General features: G+C 72.9%; 17 protein-coding genes and 3 tRNA genes. 14 read left to right on the forward strand and 6 right to left on the reverse strand.

Annotated elements, in window-relative coordinates; all coding sequences use genetic code 11:
- The first annotated feature begins 16 nt into the window (after window positions 1-16).
- From SCA03_RS35970 to SCA03_RS06090, 3 genes are all read left to right on the forward strand, one after another.
- Window positions 17-967, forward strand: a complete 951-nt coding sequence (locus SCA03_RS35970; RefSeq protein WP_051846215.1) for a twin-arginine translocation signal domain-containing protein — start codon at window positions 17-19, stop codon at window positions 965-967.
- Window positions 968-1,370: 403 nt separating this feature from the next.
- Window positions 1,371-2,234: a zinc metalloprotease HtpX gene (gene htpX, locus SCA03_RS06085; RefSeq protein ID WP_030888794.1), complete on the forward strand. Its 864-nt coding sequence runs from the start codon at window positions 1,371-1,373 to the stop codon at window positions 2,232-2,234.
- Complete coding sequence (locus tag SCA03_RS06090; RefSeq protein ID WP_030888795.1) at window positions 2,231-2,635, forward strand: YccF domain-containing protein; 405 nt, start codon at window positions 2,231-2,233, stop codon at window positions 2,633-2,635. Before htpX ends, SCA03_RS06090 begins: the two co-directional genes overlap by 4 nt.
- A gap of 127 nt (window positions 2,636-2,762) precedes the next feature.
- Here SCA03_RS06090 and SCA03_RS06095 read toward each other — a convergent pair whose 3' ends face one another.
- Window positions 2,763-3,251 (reverse strand): YajQ family cyclic di-GMP-binding protein, encoded by a 489-nt coding sequence (locus tag SCA03_RS06095; RefSeq protein ID WP_030888797.1) that lies wholly within the window; start codon window positions 3,249-3,251, stop codon window positions 2,763-2,765.
- A gap of 232 nt (window positions 3,252-3,483) precedes the next feature.
- On the opposite strand from SCA03_RS06095, the gene SCA03_RS06100 reads away from it, so the two are divergent.
- Window positions 3,484-3,565, forward strand: a tRNA-Tyr gene (locus SCA03_RS06100).
- A 257-nt stretch (window positions 3,566-3,822) separates the two neighbouring features.
- Here SCA03_RS06100 and SCA03_RS06105 read toward each other — a convergent pair.
- A complete protein-coding gene (locus tag SCA03_RS06105; protein WP_086818097.1) occupies window positions 3,823-4,362 on the reverse strand; it encodes a hypothetical protein in 540 nt (179 codons plus the stop codon).
- Window positions 4,363-4,479: 117 nt separating this feature from the next.
- Between SCA03_RS06105 and SCA03_RS06110 the strand changes: the two genes are divergently transcribed.
- From SCA03_RS06110 to SCA03_RS06120, 3 genes are all read left to right on the forward strand, one after another.
- Window positions 4,480-4,935: a MarR family winged helix-turn-helix transcriptional regulator gene (locus SCA03_RS06110; protein ID WP_051846216.1), complete on the forward strand. Its 456-nt coding sequence runs from the start codon at window positions 4,480-4,482 to the stop codon at window positions 4,933-4,935.
- A gap of 261 nt (window positions 4,936-5,196) precedes the next feature.
- A complete protein-coding gene (locus tag SCA03_RS06115; protein ID WP_212767479.1) occupies window positions 5,197-6,387 on the forward strand; it encodes a sensor histidine kinase in 1,191 nt (396 codons plus the stop codon).
- Entirely contained in the window at window positions 6,384-7,043 is a 660-nt protein-coding gene (locus tag SCA03_RS06120; RefSeq protein ID WP_030883791.1) for a response regulator, read from the forward strand. The genes SCA03_RS06115 and SCA03_RS06120 overlap by 4 nt, the downstream gene beginning before the upstream one ends.
- Before the next feature lie 48 nt (window positions 7,044-7,091).
- Here the strand turns inward: SCA03_RS06120 and SCA03_RS06125 are convergent, their stop codons facing one another.
- A complete protein-coding gene (locus tag SCA03_RS06125) occupies window positions 7,092-7,763 on the reverse strand; it encodes an NAD(P)H-binding protein (RefSeq protein ID WP_086818096.1) in 672 nt (223 codons plus the stop codon).
- Window positions 7,764-7,821: 58 nt separating this feature from the next.
- Complete coding sequence (locus SCA03_RS06130) at window positions 7,822-9,093, reverse strand: amidohydrolase family protein (protein ID WP_141275245.1); 1,272 nt, start codon at window positions 9,091-9,093, stop codon at window positions 7,822-7,824.
- Window positions 9,094-9,327: 234 nt separating this feature from the next.
- On the opposite strand from SCA03_RS06130, the gene SCA03_RS06135 reads away from it, so the two are divergent.
- The 6 genes from SCA03_RS06135 (at window position 9,328) to SCA03_RS06160 (ending at window position 11,937) form a co-directional block, all read left to right on the forward strand.
- Window positions 9,328-9,400: transfer RNA gene (locus SCA03_RS06135), tRNA-Thr, on the forward strand.
- A 49-nt stretch (window positions 9,401-9,449) separates the two neighbouring features.
- A tRNA-Met gene (locus SCA03_RS06140) sits at window positions 9,450-9,522 on the forward strand.
- Window positions 9,523-9,613: 91 nt separating this feature from the next.
- Entirely contained in the window at window positions 9,614-9,778 is a 165-nt protein-coding gene (gene rpmG / locus SCA03_RS06145) for a 50S ribosomal protein L33 (protein ID WP_030883799.1), read from the forward strand.
- 116 nt (window positions 9,779-9,894) lie between these two features.
- Window positions 9,895-10,347 (forward strand): MaoC family dehydratase N-terminal domain-containing protein, encoded by a 453-nt coding sequence (locus SCA03_RS06150; protein WP_030883804.1) that lies wholly within the window; start codon window positions 9,895-9,897, stop codon window positions 10,345-10,347.
- A 5-nt stretch (window positions 10,348-10,352) separates the two neighbouring features.
- Window positions 10,353-10,787: a MaoC family dehydratase gene (locus tag SCA03_RS06155; protein ID WP_030883807.1), complete on the forward strand. Its 435-nt coding sequence runs from the start codon at window positions 10,353-10,355 to the stop codon at window positions 10,785-10,787.
- An 85-nt stretch (window positions 10,788-10,872) separates the two neighbouring features.
- Entirely contained in the window at window positions 10,873-11,937 is a 1,065-nt protein-coding gene (locus SCA03_RS06160) for a UDP-N-acetylmuramate dehydrogenase (RefSeq protein WP_086815865.1), read from the forward strand.
- 118 nt (window positions 11,938-12,055) lie between these two features.
- Here SCA03_RS06160 and SCA03_RS06165 read toward each other — a convergent pair whose 3' ends face one another.
- Window positions 12,056-12,691 carry an NAD(P)-dependent oxidoreductase gene (locus tag SCA03_RS06165; RefSeq protein WP_086815863.1) on the reverse strand — a complete coding sequence of 212 codons (636 nt, stop codon included), beginning with the start codon at window positions 12,689-12,691 and terminating at the stop codon, window positions 12,056-12,058.
- 62 nt (window positions 12,692-12,753) lie between these two features.
- Here SCA03_RS06165 and SCA03_RS06170 point away from each other — a divergent pair, with 62 nt between their 5' ends.
- Window positions 12,754-13,383 carry a TetR/AcrR family transcriptional regulator gene (locus SCA03_RS06170; RefSeq protein ID WP_086815861.1) on the forward strand — a complete coding sequence of 210 codons (630 nt, stop codon included), beginning with the start codon at window positions 12,754-12,756 and terminating at the stop codon, window positions 13,381-13,383.
- A gap of 51 nt (window positions 13,384-13,434) precedes the next feature.
- Here SCA03_RS06170 and SCA03_RS06175 read toward each other — a convergent pair whose 3' ends face one another.
- Window positions 13,435-14,511 carry an adenosine deaminase gene (locus tag SCA03_RS06175; protein ID WP_086815859.1) on the reverse strand — a complete coding sequence of 359 codons (1,077 nt, stop codon included), beginning with the start codon at window positions 14,509-14,511 and terminating at the stop codon, window positions 13,435-13,437.
- Between the last annotated feature and the right edge of the window lie 109 nt (window positions 14,512-14,620).

Raw genomic sequence — 14,620 nt, forward strand, 5'->3', positions numbered from 1 at the left:
CGGAGGGGGACGACGGATGAGCATCGACAGACGCACACTGCTGAAGGGGACGGCCGCCGCCGGCGCGGCGCTCCCGCTGGGCGCGCTCGCCACGGGCCCGGCCCAGGCGGCTCCGGCGTACGAGATCGCCGTGCTGGACGTGAACCGGAACAACGTCTGTGTCTTCGACCGGAACGGCGCGTTCACCGACGACCGCATCAAGTGGAGCTTCAACCCGGGCTGGGGCGACGTCCTGGAGACCCGCTTCCGGGACACCACCAACGACGGCTCCGTCTTCCTGCTCGCCGGCGGCGGCCCCGGCAAGGGCAAGGGGCACGCGGAGATCCGCCGGCGCGCGGACGAGAAGCTGCTGTGGAAGGCGACGTTCGACAACTATCCGCACTGCGTCGAGCGCGTACGCGGCCCCGGAGCCGTGATCGTGGCGGGCACCCGCACCGACCCCGGCAAGGAGGGCGGCTCCCTCCACCTGTTCGCCCCGACGAACGGCTCCATCAGCTCACTGAAGTATCTGCGCTCCTACCCGTTCCACCAGGCGCACGGTGTGCTGTGGGACCCGCTCTTCGGTCTGCTGTGGGCGGTCGGCGGCACCGCGCTGCGCTCGTACCGCGTCGAGGGCACCTACCAGGACATCCGCCTCGTCCAGGCCGGCGAGTGGAAGATCGCCGGCAACGGCCACGACGTCCAGCCCGACTACACCGACACCAACGTCCTCTACGTCACCGACTCCGGCCACGTGTACCGGGTCGACAAGCGCAACCCGGCCGCCATGGAGGTCAGCAGCACCCGCAAATATGTGAAGTCCTTCTCGCGGCACCGCAGCGGCGAGGGTGTGTGGACCTCGGCACCGCAGGACGCGAGCAACCCGTTCGGCACCTCCTGGGTGCACTTCCGCTGGCCGTCGGCCGCGACCCAGCGTCCGGGCGGCCGCCTGTACAAGGCCCGCCTCGTCGAGACGGCGTACCAGTGACGGCCCGCAGCTGACACCCCGCACCGGCGACCCGGCGGCGAAAAGGTCCCGCAGCAGAGGAGCAGCGAAAAGGGGCCACAGCAGAGGAGAGGCAAAAAGGGGTCACAGCAGAGGGGAGAGGCACAAGGCCCCTCGGCCCACGGAGAACGAGGGCGGAAGGGGCCCGGCAGCCAGGCGGACGGTCGGGCCGACGGCAAGGGGGAGAAGGGGCCGACGCCAAGAGGGAGAGGGGGCGACGGGAGAGCGAGCCGGGTCACACCCGCCGCTCTCCCGGCACCCGCAGGGAACCGGCCACAGCCGCGGTGCGTTGTCCGGCCAGGGAGGGTCCACTGGAAGGGGCCGCTGACGGTGGAAGGATCATCCGGCTCAGGGTCCCCCTGTCGCACCACCTGGAGGGCGCACCGTGCACCGCCGGCACAACGGGCTGAAGACGGCCCTGCTTCTCGGGGGGCTGTCCGCTCTCATCCTCGTCGTGGGGAGCTTCTTCGGCACGACGGGCCTGGTCGTGGCGCTGCTCGTCGCGCTGGGCACCAACGCCTACGCGTACTGGAACAGCGACAAGCTGGCCCTGCGCGCCATGCGGGCACGCCCCGTCAGCGAGTTCGAGGCGCCACAGCTGTACCGGATGGTGCGCGAGCTGTCGACGGCCGCGCGCCAGCCGATGCCCCGGCTGTACCTCTCGCCGACGCAGGCCCCGAACGCCTTCGCCACCGGCCGCAACCCCCGCAACGCGGCCGTCTGCTGCACCGACGGCATCCTGCGGCTGCTGGACGAGCGGGAGCTGCGCGGCGTGATCGGCCATGAGCTGAGCCACGTCTACAACCGCGACATCCTGATCTCCTCGGTGGCCGGCGCCCTCGCCTCGGTGGTGCTGTTCCTGGTCAACTTCGCCTGGCTGATCCCCTTCGGCCGCTCCGACGACGACGAGGGCCCGGGCCTGTTCGGCATGCTGCTGATCATGCTGCTGGGGCCGGTGGCCGCCTCCCTCATCCAGCTGGCCGTCTCCCGCTCCCGGGAGTACGAGGCGGACGCCTCCGGGGCCCGGCTCACCGGCGATCCGCTGGCGCTCGCCTCGGCGCTGCGCAAGCTGGAGGCGGGCACCCGTCAGCTGCCGCTGCCGCCGGAGCCCCGCCTGGAGACGGCGAGCCATCTGATGATCGCCAACCCGTTCCGCCGCGGCGACGGCATGACCAAGCTCTTCTCCACGCACCCGCCCATGGCCGACCGTGTCGCCCGGCTGGAGAAAATGGCAGGCTGGGACGGGTGAAGACCCTTCTCAACGTCATCTGGCTGATCTTCTCCGGCCTGTGGATGGCCCTCGGCTATCTCTTCGCCGGGGTCATCTGCTGCATCCTGATCATCACGATCCCCTGGGGCATAGCGTGCTTCAGAATCGCGTCCTACGCGCTGTGGCCCTTCGGCCGGACGACGGTGCAGCGCCACGACGCCGGGGCGCCGTCCGGCATCGGCAACGTGGTCTGGCTGATCTTCGCCGGGATCTGGCTCACCATCGGGCACATCACCCTGGGCATCGCCCTGTGCGTGAGCATCATCGGCATCCCGTTCGGCCTGGCCCACTTCAAGATGGTGCCCATCTCGCTCGTCCCGCTGGGCCGCGAGATCGTCCCCACCGACGCGTCCACCGCCTACCCGCGCTACCGCTGGTGACGAGCGCCCCACCGCGCGCTCCCGCCCGGACGCACTGACGCGGCCACGCCGGAGGGCATGGCCGCGTCGGTGTCCCCGTGCACCCGTCCACCCGTGCGCCCGGTCCGCCGGGGCACGGACCGGACGGTCAGCGGTAGTTGACGAACTGCAACGCGAAGTCGAAGTCCTTGCCCTTCAGCAGGGCGATGACCTCCTGCAAGCTGTCCCGGCTCTTGGACGTGACCCGCAGCTCATCGCCCTGCACCTGCGCCTTGACGCCCTTGGGGCCCTCGTCGCGGATCACCTTCGCGACCTTCTTCGCGTTGTCCTGCGAGATCCCCTCCTGGAGCGTGGCGGCGATCCGGTACTCCTTGCCGGACGCCTGCGGCTCCCCGGTCTCCAGAGCCTTCAGCGAGATGCCCCGCTTGACCAGCTTGGACTGGAAGATGTCGAGCACGGCCTTGACCCGCTCCTCCGAGTTCGCCCGCATCTCGATCTTCTCGCCCGACCACGCGATCGAGGCGTCCACACCCCTGAAGTCGTAGCGCTGGGAGATCTCCTTCGCCGCCTGGTTCAGGGCGTTGTCGACCTCCTGCCGCTCGACCTTCGAGACGATGTCGAAACTGGAGTCGGCCATGGTGAGTTGGCTCCTCGTACGTAGATCCGGCAGAAACAGCCCCCCGACGACGTACGGGGCGGCCGACCGAAAGCCTAGCCACCCGCCCGCCCCGCCCCGGCGCTCCGAGGCCCCTCCGGCCCCGGGCCTCCGCGGAGATCAACCGGGTGGCGAACCACCCCCCTGGATCAGGTATGGTTTACACCGTTGCCACGGCGCACCGCCCACAGCGGGGCGCAGGCAGCACAACCCAGGCGGTGTGCCCGAGCGGCCAAAGGGAGCAGACTGTAAATCTGCCGGCTCAGCCTTCCTAGGTTCGAATCCTAGCGCCGCCACAGAACTGGGAAAGGGCCCCTGACCAGCCATCCGGCAAGGTCAGGGGCCCTTCGCTGTGTTCGGGCGGGGAGGGTGGACCGTCTCACGCCGTGCCCGGGTCGAGGAGGGCGAACGAACCGGCTCGCTCTCTCCCGTCGTTCCCGCACCGGAACTCGGCCGGTCCCCTCACGCCGCGCGGCCCGTCCCTGTCGGGGCGGGCCGCGTCGTGGGGAGTACCCGGCCCCGGCGGCGGGGCTCGTAGGGCCGGCCGGGGTGCTCAGCGGGCGAAGTGGCGGGCGATGCGCAGCTTTCCGAAGTCGACGGTGGCGCCCACGCGTCGGGCGCGGATGAGGACGCCGGCGGTCCGGACGGTGATCATGGCCAGGACCATGAAGATGAACGCCGTGCCGTAGGTGGCGGCCGGGACGTGGTGTTCGGTGGAGAACGTCACGAGGGCGTGGGTGAACCAGTGGGTGGAGCCGTAGGCGAAGCCCATGCGCAGGGCCATCGCGACCGTCCACAGGGCGGCGTAGGGCCAGCCCGCGACGGTGATCAGGCGGGAGTCCGCGGGGTCGCGGCGGACGTCGATCAGGGCGATCGAGGCCAGGCCGAACAGCAGGCCGACCGCGAGCCCGGCCGCTTCGATCAGGTGGGCCGTGCTCCCCGAGGGGATCTCCTTGAGGTACTTGAAGCCGACGCCCGCGACGATCGCCACCGGCAGCAGGAGCCGCCGCGCGTCCGGCCGTCGGGTGCCGAGCTGCGTGGCGAGTATCGCGATGAACAGGCCGGTGTACAGCAGGTAGTCGCCAAGGCTCACGGTGTCTCTCCCACAGGTCGTGCTCGCTGTCTTCGTCCGCCACGATGTATCCCGAGAGATGAATCTGTCAAGATGCATCTGTTGTAGATGCATACACCGGAGATGTAACTTGGGGGTATGGAGATGAGCGAGCTGTACCAGCTCGGCCGCCGCCTGGCCGAGATCGCCTTGGAGGACATGGGGTCCGACGCACCCGATCTCGCCCCCGGCGAGTTCCTGGTCCTCCAGGACCTCTTCCTGAACGGACGCAGCGCCGTGGGGGACATCGCCAAGCGCACCGGCTTGGCCCAGAGCCGCGTCTCCACCAGCGTGCGGAACCTGGTCGGCCGCAACTGGGTCACGACAGCGGCCGACCCCGCCGACGGCCGCAAGACCCTGGTCGAGGTCACCGAGGCCATCCGCACCGCCGGCGACCGGCGCCGCGCCGGAGGCGCCGACAAGCCACTGGCCAACGCCCTGTCCGAGGTGGACGACGACGAACGCGCCACCCTCATCGCCGCGCTCGCGCGACTCCATCAACTCCTCGTCGCGGGCCGCACGCAGCGCCGGTTCCCGGACACCGTCACCACCTGAACCGCCCGGCGGCCCCGCCACGCCTGCCCGAGCACGCGTCGGTCCCGTTCCGGCACGGCGCACCGCCGTACCGGAACGGCTGCCGGGCGGGGCCGCTCGCCCGGCGGGAACCGGAACCGGCGCGGACGGCCGGGCCGGGCGCTGTCACGCGGACGTGGACGCGGTCGGCCCGGCCGAGCGGGGCCCGTCTCGTCGAGGCGCGTCCCGTCCGTGGTCCGCCGTCCCCCGTGCGAGCTACGCGGGGCCTGCCCCTGTGCGGTGATGATTCCGGGGCGTCGCCGTCCCTATAGTTCCCGGGTGATCACTCCTCGGCGGGTCCCGCAGCTGTGGCGGCGGTTCGGTCTCACGGCCTGGTACGCCCCGCTCGGACTGCTGCTCCTGGCCGCGTCGTTCGTGCCGGCGTTCCATACACACGGCACACAGCTGGGCGGGGTCGCGCCGCACTCCTTCGACGTACTGGCCGTCGTGGCGATCGTGTTGCAGTGTCTGCCGCTCCTCGTGTGCCGGCGGTGGCCCGTCGCCGGCCTCGCCGTGGTGGCGGCCGGCTTCGCCCTCGATCAGCTGCGCGGCTACCACTCGTTGGCCGGCACCGCGCTGCCCCTCGCGCTGCTGAGCGTCGGCTGCCACCTCGAACGGCACCGGCGGATCACCGCGTTCGCCTTCTCGGCCGCGTACGTGCCGCTCGCGCTCGTCCTCTCCCGGGTCGGATCGGGGGAGTCGGCGGGCGAGTTCGTGACGTTCTATCTGGCGCTCGTCCTCGCCTGGGCGCTCGGCGCGTGGCTGCGCTCCTCCCGCGCGGCGGAGGCCGAGCGCCGCCGCCGGGTCGCCGAGGACACCCGCGCCGCCGAACGCGCCCGTATCGCCCGGGAGTTGCACGACGTCGTCACCCACCATGTGACGGCGATGGTCGTGCAGGCCGAGGCGGCCCGGTATCTGACGGCGGCGCCCGAGCGGCTGGAGACGGCGCTGACGGCCGTCTCCGACACCGGCCGGCGGGCCGTCACCGATCTGCGGCACCTGCTCGACCTGCTCGACCCCGGCCACGGCACGGAGGCCGGGCCACCGGCGGTCGGCCGGCTGCTCACGCTCGTGGAACAGACGCGGCGGGCGGGCCAGCCGGTGGAGTTCACCGAGGAGGGGACACCGGCGGAGTCGACCGGCAGCGCCGACGTCGTGGCCTACCGGGTCGTCCAGGAGGCGTTGACGAACGCGCTCAAGTACGCCCGGGGGAGCCGTACCTCGGTCCGGGTGCGGCACGGCGAACGGGAGATCCTCGTGGAGGTCGGCACGGAGAGCTCCGGCGAGCAGCCGCCGGACCCCGGCGGCAGCGGGCGCGGCCTGGCCGGTCTCCGGGAGCGGGTGGACGTCCTGGGCGGCGACTTCCACGCCGGCGGCGGCCCGGACGACCGCTTCGTGGTGCGGGCCCGCATACCCGCGGGGAGCCCGTCGTGACCGCCCCGGTACGGGTCCTGATCTGCGACGACCAGGTGCTGGTCCGCACCGGCCTGGCGACGATCATCGATGCGCAGCCCGACCTGGAGCTGGCGGGCGAGTGCGGGGACGGCCGGACGGCGGTCGACCTGGCCCGCCGGCTGCGTCCGGACGTCGTGGTGATGGACGTCCGCATGCCGGTGCTCGACGGCATCGAGGCCACCCGCCTGCTGGCCGGGTCCGGTGTGCCGCACCCGGTCAAGGTGCTCGTGGTGACGACGTTCAATCTCGACGAGTACGTCTACGAGGCGCTGCGCGCGGGGGCGAGCGGCTTCCTGCTGAAGGACGCGCCGCCGGCCCATCTGCTGCACGGGATCCGGACGGTGGCGGCGGGCGCCGCGCTGCTCGCGCCGGAGGTGACCCGCCGCCTCGTCGGCAGGTACGCCGCCCGCATCCGGCCCGCCGGCGGCACCCCGCCCGAACTGCCGCTGACCCCGCGCGAGCTGGAGGTGCTCCGCCTGATCGCCGAGGGCCTCTCCAACAGCGAGATCGCCGGGAGCCTCCGGATCAGCCAGGAGACGGTGAAGACCTTCGTCTCACGCATCCTCACCAAGCTCGATCTCCGCGACCGCGTCCAGGCGGTCGTCTACGCCTACCGCCAGGGCCTGGTGACCTGACGGGCCCTCGGGCCCCGCGCGGGGAGGCGGCGGCCCGAGGGCGACGCGTCAGCTGCCCGAGACGGCCGCGATGGCCTCGGGGATCGGGGTCCGGCCGCCCACCAGCTCCAGCGTCCGGCCCGCCGTACCGGGCGCGTCCAGCAGCCCGACCAGGACGGCGGCCACATCGTCCCGGGTGATCTCGCCGTACCCGGTGGCGTCGGACAGCAGGACCCGGCCGGTGCCGGTGCCGTCGGTGAGCCGGCCGGGGCGCAGGATCGTCCAGTCGAGCCCCGCGCGGGCCCGTACGTCGTCGTCCGCCGCGCCCTTGGCCCGCAGATAGTCGGCGAAGACCGGGTCCATGCCCTCGGGCGTGCCGGCGAGCGAGGAGTCGGCCCGCATCGCCGAGACGACCAGGAGCCGCCGGACACCGGCCTGTTCGGCCGCGTCCGCGAACAGGACGGCCGCGTCCTCGTCCACCGTCTTCTTCCGGGCGCTGCCGCTGCCCGGGCCGGCCCCGGCCGCGAACACCGCGGCGTCGGCACCCTCCAGATGCCGTGCGACCTCCGCCGTGTCCGCCGACTCCAGATCGCAGACGACGGGCTCGGCGCCCGCGGCGAGCAGGTCGCTCGCCTGTTCGGGGCGGCGGACGATGCCCGCCACCTCGTCCCCGCGCCCGGCGAGCAACCGCTCCAGCCGCAGCGCGATCTGACCGTGTCCACCAGCGATGACTGTGCGCATACGACCGACCGTACGCCCTGACGCCCCGGCCCGGCAGAAGCCCGTCCGCGGACGGCCGTCACCCCTGGGACTGCCGCGGCAGCCCCGGATCGGGCGAGGCCGCCAGATCGCAGTACTCGCGCACCGCGCTGGTACGCGCCACGACCCGGCCGCGGTGCACCACGATCCTGCTGTACGCCAGCGAGAGCGCCCCGGCCAGCTCCGCGCCGCGCACGGCCAGCAGCTCGGCGGGGAACCCCGCCTCCACCCGCACCTCCGGCAGCCCCATCGCGGCCCGCGCCCGGGAGCTGACCGCGTCGTAGGCCCGCTCCGGACGGGCCTCACCGTGCGAGGCCAGCAGAAAGGCCGCCTCCAGCGGATCGCCCCTGCCCACCGGGTTGGCCGCGTCCCGCAGCGCCCCGCTGCCCGCGGCCACGGCGACCCCGGCGGCGGCGAGCACCCGCACCGGCGCCACCCGCGAGGGCGACCCGGGCGACGGCCGCTCCAGCATTCCGCAGTTGCCCTGCGGCAGGCAGACGACGGTGACCCCGGCGGCCGCGAGCCGGTCGGCGGTGCGCAGCGCCACCTGGTGCGGCAGCCGGGCCAGCCCCCCGCACGGCCCGAGCGCGACCCCCGGCCTGAGCCCCCCGGCGGCGGCCGCGAGCCGGGCCAGCCGGGCCGGGTCGTCCCCCTCGGTGTGCAGATCGACGGGGCAGCCGTGCTCGGCGGCGACCTCCAGCACGGCCTCCACGTAGCCACCGGGGTCGGGGTCGAGATCGGGGCAGCCGCCGACCGCGCCCGCGCCCATCTTGACGGCGTCCCGCAGCATGGCCAGGCCCTCGGCGCCCGCGGCCCCGGTCAGCAGCCGCGGTACCGCCACCGCCGTCAGCTCCACCAGCCCGCGCAGCGCCCTGCGCGCCTGGAGCACGGCCTCCAGCGAGCGCAGCCCCGCCACGTCCCCGATGTGCACATGGCTGCGCAGCGCCGTCGCACCGTGCCCGAGCTGGAGCAGCGCGGCCTCGGTGGCGCGGCGCTGCACCTCCTCGGGGCCCGGGGCCGCGGCTCCGGGCGCGGGCGGTTCGGCCGTCAGGGCCGTGTCGTAGTGCGCGTGGGGCTCGGCGGGCGCCGGGAGCAGCAGATAGCCGGCCAGATCGACGCGGGAGCCGCCGTCGTGCGCGGTCCGCAGGCTGCCCGCGGTGCCGACGGCCTCGATGCGGTCGCCGACGAGCCGGACGTCGACGGTGCGGCCGTCCGCGAGCCGGGCGCCGCAGAGCACCAGGGAACGCCCGGGCGCGGTGTCCGTGGTCTCCCGTACGTGGTTCCCCGGCTCCCGCGGCTCACTGTCGGTCATCTCGCCCTCCCGCCCTCCCGTCGCCCGCTACCACCCATCATTGTGGGGTTTCGGCAGCGTCGGGGTTGTCGGGACGAGGGTAGGAGCGGGCGGTGAGGGGAAGGTGGAGGAGGCGAATAGTCGTACCGGCGTGGTGCCAGGGCCTGTTGGGGCAGCGGGGGGCCGGCGGGGGTGCGGACGGTACGGATACCGATTTCACGTTTGGCGGCCAGGCGTGTAATGTCTTCATCGCTCGCCCCAATAGCTCAGTCGGCAGAGCGTCTCCATGGTAAGGAGAAGGTCAACGGTTCGATTCCGTTTTGGGGCTCTGATGTGAAGATGCCGTCCGTCCTCGGGCGGAAGGCTCGCCACATCGTGGCGGTGTAGCTCAGTCGGTAGAGCAAGCGGCTCATAATCGCTGTGTCACCGGTTCAAGTCCGGTCACCGCTACTTCACCGACAGTAGCCGGTTGTGGGGTCGGTCCTCCGATCGGCTACTCTTTCTGCGTTAAAACCCGTCCGTTCGTCAAGGAGCACTCAACGTGGCTGCCACAGACGTCCGCCCGAAGATCACGCTGGCCTGCGTGGAGTGCAAGGAGCGGAACTACATCACCAAGAAGAACCGGCGCAACAACCCGGACCGCCTGGAGATGAAGAAGTTCTGCCCGCGCGACAACAGGCACACCCTGCACCGCGAGACGCGCTGACTTCTTCCGAGCGCTGAGGCCGCCCCCGGAACGCCGGGGTCGGCCTCGTGCTGTTTCCGCTCCGGGGTCCCCGCGCGGTGCGGGGATCGCCCGCACCGATCCCAGGAGGCGCCGCGATGGCCATCGACCAGTCCTTCGTCGGGCGGACGTATCCGCCCTCCCGGCCGTACGAGGTCGGCAGGGAGAAGATCCGCGAGTTCGCGCAGGCCATCGGGGACACCAACCCGGCCTGCACCGACGTCGAGGCGGCCGCGGCGCTCGGCCACCCGGATGTGGTCGCTCCCCCCACCTTCGTCTTCGCGCTCTCCTTCGAGGAGGCGTCGCGCGTGGTGCAGGACCCGCAGCTGGGCCTGGACTACAGCCGGGTGGTCCACCGGGACCAGAAGTTCAGCTACACCCGTCCGGTCCGCGCCGGTGATGTGCTGTCCGTCACCTCGACCATCGAGTCGGTCAAGTCCCTCGCGGGCAACGAGATGGTGGCCGTCCGCGGCGAGGTCGAGGACGGTACGGGGGAGCACGTCGTGACCGTGCACACCACCCTGGTGGCGCGCGCGCTGGAAGAGGAGTGACGCAGATGACAGCGAAGGTCGCCTACGCCGATGTCGAGGCCGGCACCGAACTGCCCGCCTGCTCCTTCCCCGTCGACCGTGCCCGGCTGGTGCGCTACGCCGGAGCCTCCGGGGACTTCAACCCGATCCACTGGAACGAGCGCTTCGCCAAGGAGGTCGGGCTCCCGGACGTCATCGCGCACGGGATGTTCACCATGGCCGAGGCCGGGCGCGTGATCACCGACTGGACCGGCGACCCGGGCGCGCTCGTCGAGTACGGCGTGCGCTTCACCAAGCCGGTCGTGGTGCCGGACGACGAGCAGGGCGCCGTCATCGAGGTCACCGGGAAGGTCGCCGCCAAGCTCGACGACGAGGAGCGCACCGTCCGCGTCGATCTCACGGCCACCAGCGCGGGCCAGAAGGTGCTGGGCCTCGCCCGCGCCGTCGTCCGGCTGGGCTGAGGCACCCGGCGGCGGTCCCGCGCGGCGGGCCCGTCCCGGTGGAGCGGTCCGGGGCCTGCCGGGCCGCTCTCGTACTCTTGAGCGCGTGCAGGAACTTCACGTGGAAACCGGTGTCCCTCTCGCCCCCCTCACCACGCTCCGCCTCGGGGGGCCCGCCGCCCGGCTGGTGACGGCGACCACCGACGAGCAAGTGATCGCGGCGGTGCGCGAGGCCGACGACGCCGGGACGCCGCTGCTGATCGTCGCCGGCGGCAGCAATCTGGTCGTCGCCGACGAAGGCTTCGACGGCACCGTCCTGCGCATCGCGACCTCGGGGCTCACCCTCGGCGGCACCCGGCTGGAGCTGGCGGCGGGCGAGAACTGGTCCCAGGCCGTGGCGCACGCCGTGGAGGCGGGGCTGGCCGGCATCGAGTGCCTGGCCGGGATCCCGGGCTCGGCCGGTGCCACGCCGGTGCAGAACGTCGGCGCCTACGGCCAGGAGGTCTCGCGCACCCTGACCGAGGTCGTCGCCTACGACCGGCGCACCCGCGAGATCGTCACCCTGCCGAACGAGGAGTGCGGTTTCGCCTACCGCGACAGCCGGTTCAAGCAGGACCCGGCGCGCCATGTCGTCCTGCGGGTCCGCTTCGCGCTGGAGGACGCGGGCGGGCTGTCGGCGCCGCTGCGGTACGCCGAGACCGCGCGGGTGCTGGGCGTCGAGCCGGGGGAGCGGGTCCCCGCCGCCACCGCGCGGGAGACGGTGCTCAAGCTGCGGGCCGGCAAGGGCATGGTGCTCGACCCGGAGGACCACGACACCTGGTCGGCCGGCTCCTTCTTCACCAACCCGGTGCTGGACGAGGCGCAGTTCGCGGCCTTCCTGGAGCGGGTGCACGAGCGGCTGGGCCCCGACACCGTGCCCCCCGCCTTCCCCGACGGCGAGGGCCGCACCAAGACCTCGGCGGCCTGGCTCATCGACCGCGCCGGCTTCACCAAGGGCTACGGCAGCGGCCCGGCCCGCATCTCCACCAAGCACACCCTGGCGCTCACCAACCGCGGTGCGGCCACCACGGCCGATCTGCTGGCCCTCGCCCGCGAGGTCCGCGACGGAGTGCGGGCGGCCTTCGGCATCACGCTCACCAACGAGCCGGTGACGGTCGGCTGCGCGCTGTAGCCGTACGCGCGCCCGCCTTCGTGGAAGGGGGCGGGACGGGCCTGCCCCGGCGCGCGCCCGGTGCCTGAGCGCCGCCCTGCGCCGGCTCACGCTCCGGCGAACCCGGCCGTGCGCGGGCTCAGTTGGCAACGCCGTAGATCTTCCGCGCGGTGGAGCCGTCCTGTGCCATGGCCAGCACGGCGCCCGCCAGGTCGGCCCGGGTGATCCGGTGCCGGTGCGGTACGGCCGTTCCCTCGCGCAGCTGCCAGGAGCCGGTGCCGGGCTCGTCCGTCAGCTGGGGCGGGCGCACGATCGTCCACCCCAGCCGGCTGCCGCGGATCTCGTTCTCCATCACGGCGAGGTCCGCGTAGACGTTCTTGAAGGCCCGGCGCACCATCGGCAGCATCGTCGCCCGGAACAGTGCGCTCTCGTCCTGCGGCTGGTCGCCCACGGGCGCGGCGCTCACGGCGACGAACCGTTCCACGCCTTCCGCCTCCAGGGCGCGCAGGATGGCGCGCGTTCCCGTCGAGGCGATGCCGGCGCCCTTGTTCGTGGGCGAACCCAGCCCGGAGACCGCGGCGTCCGCGCCGGCGACGAGCGGCCGCAGCTGTGCGGCATCGGTGACGTCCGCCGTGGCCACCTCCAGCTGTGCGTGACGGATCGGCAGCCGGCCGGGATCGCGTACGACGGCGGTCACTTCGTGGCCGGCCGCCACCGCCTGCTCCACCAGTTGCCGGCCGGTCCCGCCGGTCGCGCCGAAGACCGTGATCCGCATGACGGTTCGCCTCTCGCTGGGCAGTAGGTGGGTGAGTGTTCACTCACCTTTAGGGTGTGCGGATGCCCTCCGAGAAGTCAACGCGGCCGGCGCGGGTGCGGATCATCGACGCCGCCGAGCATCTGCTGCGCACCGTCGGCCTCGCGCGCACCACCACCAAGGAGATCGCCCGCGAGGCAGGCTGCTCGGAGGCCGCGCTGTACAAGCACTTCACCGGCAAGGAGGAGCTGTTCGTCCACGTCCTGCGCGAGCGGCTGCCCCGGCTGAACCCGCTCCTGGACGAACTGCGGGCCGACCCCGGCGGGTCCGGGCACGGCCTGGAGCGCAACCTGCTGGACGTCGCCGAGCACGCCGCCCTCTTCTACGAGCAGAGCGTGCCGATCGCCGCCTCCCTGTTCGCCGAACCGGCGCTCAAACAGCGCCACTTCGAGGGCGTGCGCGAGCTGGGCGAGGGCCCCCGCGCACCGCTGCTCGCGCTGGCCGGCTATCTGCGCGCCGAGCAGGAGCGCGGCGCGATCCGGCCGGACGCCGACCCGGACGCCGCCGCCGCCCTGCTCCTGGGGGCGTGCGCCCACCGCGCGTTCCTCTACGACGTCGCCGGCGGCGAGCGACCGCCCGCGTCCGCCCGGGAGTTCGCGCGCGACGTGGTCCGCACCCTTCTGGACGGCCTGGCGCCCGAGCCGCGGGATTGAGCGCGCCGGCGCCGGAACCCGCCGTGCGGTGGAGCGGAGCCACGGTGCTCCTCAGCCCGCCCGGCCCAGCGGCGGACCGTCCGCTTCCGGCAGGCCGGGCTCGGCGGCCAGCCAGGCGTCGATGTCCGCCAGCGTCCGCTTCCGGACGTCCTCGGGCATGACCGAGGCGCGCACCGACTGCCGGGCCAGCTCGGCCAGTTCGGCGTCGTCGAAGCCGTGTGCGCGCCGGGCCAGCTCGTACTGCGCCGCCAGCCGCGCGCCGAACAGCAGCGGATCGTCGGCCCCGAGCGCCATCGGGACCCCGGCCTCCCACAGCGTGCGCAGCGGCACGTCCTCGTGCTTGTCGTAGACGCCCAGCGCGACGTTCGAGGCCGGGCACACCTCGCAGGTCACCTGCCGCTCGGCGAGCCGGGCGAGCAGCCAGGGGTCCTCCGCTGCACGGACGCCGTGCCCGACGCGGCCGGCCCGCAGATCGTCCAGACAGTCCCGGACGCTGCTCGGCCCGGACAGCTCGCCCCCGTGCGGCGCCGCCAGGAGCCCGCCCTCCCGGGCGATGGCGAAGGCCCGGTCGAAGTCCCGTGCGAATCCACGGCGTTCGTCGTTGGACAGCCCGAAGCCGACGATGCCGCGGTCCCGGTACCGCACCGCGAGCCGTGCGAGAGTACGGGCGTCCAGCGGGTGTTTCATCCGGTTCGCCGCGACGAGCACCCGGATCCCGAGCCCGGTGTCCCGCGAGGCCCGCTCCACGGCGTCCAGGATGATCTCCAGCGCCGGGGTCAGCCCGCCCAGACGCGGCGCGTACGAGGTCGGATCGACCTGGATCTCCAACCAGCGGGACCCGTCCCGCACATCCTCCTCGGCGGCCTCCCGGACGAGCCGCTGGATGTCCTCGGGGGCGCGCAGACACGAACGCGCGATGTCGTACAACCGCTGGAAGCGGAACCAGCCGCGCTCGTCCGTGGCGCGCAGCTTGGGCGGCTCGCCCCCGCTCAGCGCGTCCGGCAGGTGCACGCCGTACTTGTCGGCCAGTTCGAGCAGGGTGCCCGGTCGCATCGACCCGGTGAAGTGCAGATGCAGATGGGCTTTGGGCAGTGTGCGCAGATCCCGCTCTCCTGAAGAGTGCAACATCCCAAGATCCTGCCGCATACTCCGCCGCTGGAACAGCCGGTTCCCCGAGGGCGCCCCACGAACACACGGCCGGGGCCCGGCGAACTCCCGGGCCCCGGCCGTGCGTTCG

It is taken from the genome of Streptomyces cacaoi, from assembly GCF_006539165.1.
Lineage (GTDB): Bacteria > Actinomycetota > Actinomycetes > Streptomycetales > Streptomycetaceae > Streptomyces > Streptomyces cacaoi.

Bases quoted from the DNA above. Each gene is read 5' to 3' on its own strand.
- SCA03_RS35970 (WP_051846215.1), top strand. From the start codon at position 17: ATGAGCATCGACAGACGCACACTGCTGAAGGGGACGGCCGCCGCCGGC.
- SCA03_RS06095 (WP_030888797.1), bottom strand. From the start codon at position 3,251: ATGGCCGACTCCAGTTTCGACATCGTCTCGAAGGTCGAGCGGCAGGAG.
- SCA03_RS06110 (WP_051846216.1), top strand. From the start codon at position 4,480: ATGGAGATGAGCGAGCTGTACCAGCTCGGCCGCCGCCTGGCCGAGATC.
- SCA03_RS06115 (WP_212767479.1), top strand. From the start codon at position 5,197: ATGATTCCGGGGCGTCGCCGTCCCTATAGTTCCCGGGTGATCACTCCT.
- SCA03_RS06125 (WP_086818096.1), bottom strand. From the start codon at position 7,763: ATGCGCACAGTCATCGCTGGTGGACACGGTCAGATCGCGCTGCGGCTG.
- SCA03_RS06130 (WP_141275245.1), bottom strand. From the start codon at position 9,093: ATGACCGACAGTGAGCCGCGGGAGCCGGGGAACCACGTACGGGAGACC.
- SCA03_RS06150 (WP_030883804.1), top strand. From the start codon at position 9,895: ATGGCCATCGACCAGTCCTTCGTCGGGCGGACGTATCCGCCCTCCCGG.
- SCA03_RS06155 (WP_030883807.1), top strand. From the start codon at position 10,353: ATGACAGCGAAGGTCGCCTACGCCGATGTCGAGGCCGGCACCGAACTG.
- SCA03_RS06165 (WP_086815863.1), bottom strand. From the start codon at position 12,691: ATGCGGATCACGGTCTTCGGCGCGACCGGCGGGACCGGCCGGCAACTG.
- SCA03_RS06170 (WP_086815861.1), top strand. From the start codon at position 12,754: ATGCCCTCCGAGAAGTCAACGCGGCCGGCGCGGGTGCGGATCATCGAC.
- SCA03_RS06175 (WP_086815859.1), bottom strand. From the start codon at position 14,511: ATGTTGCACTCTTCAGGAGAGCGGGATCTGCGCACACTGCCCAAAGCC.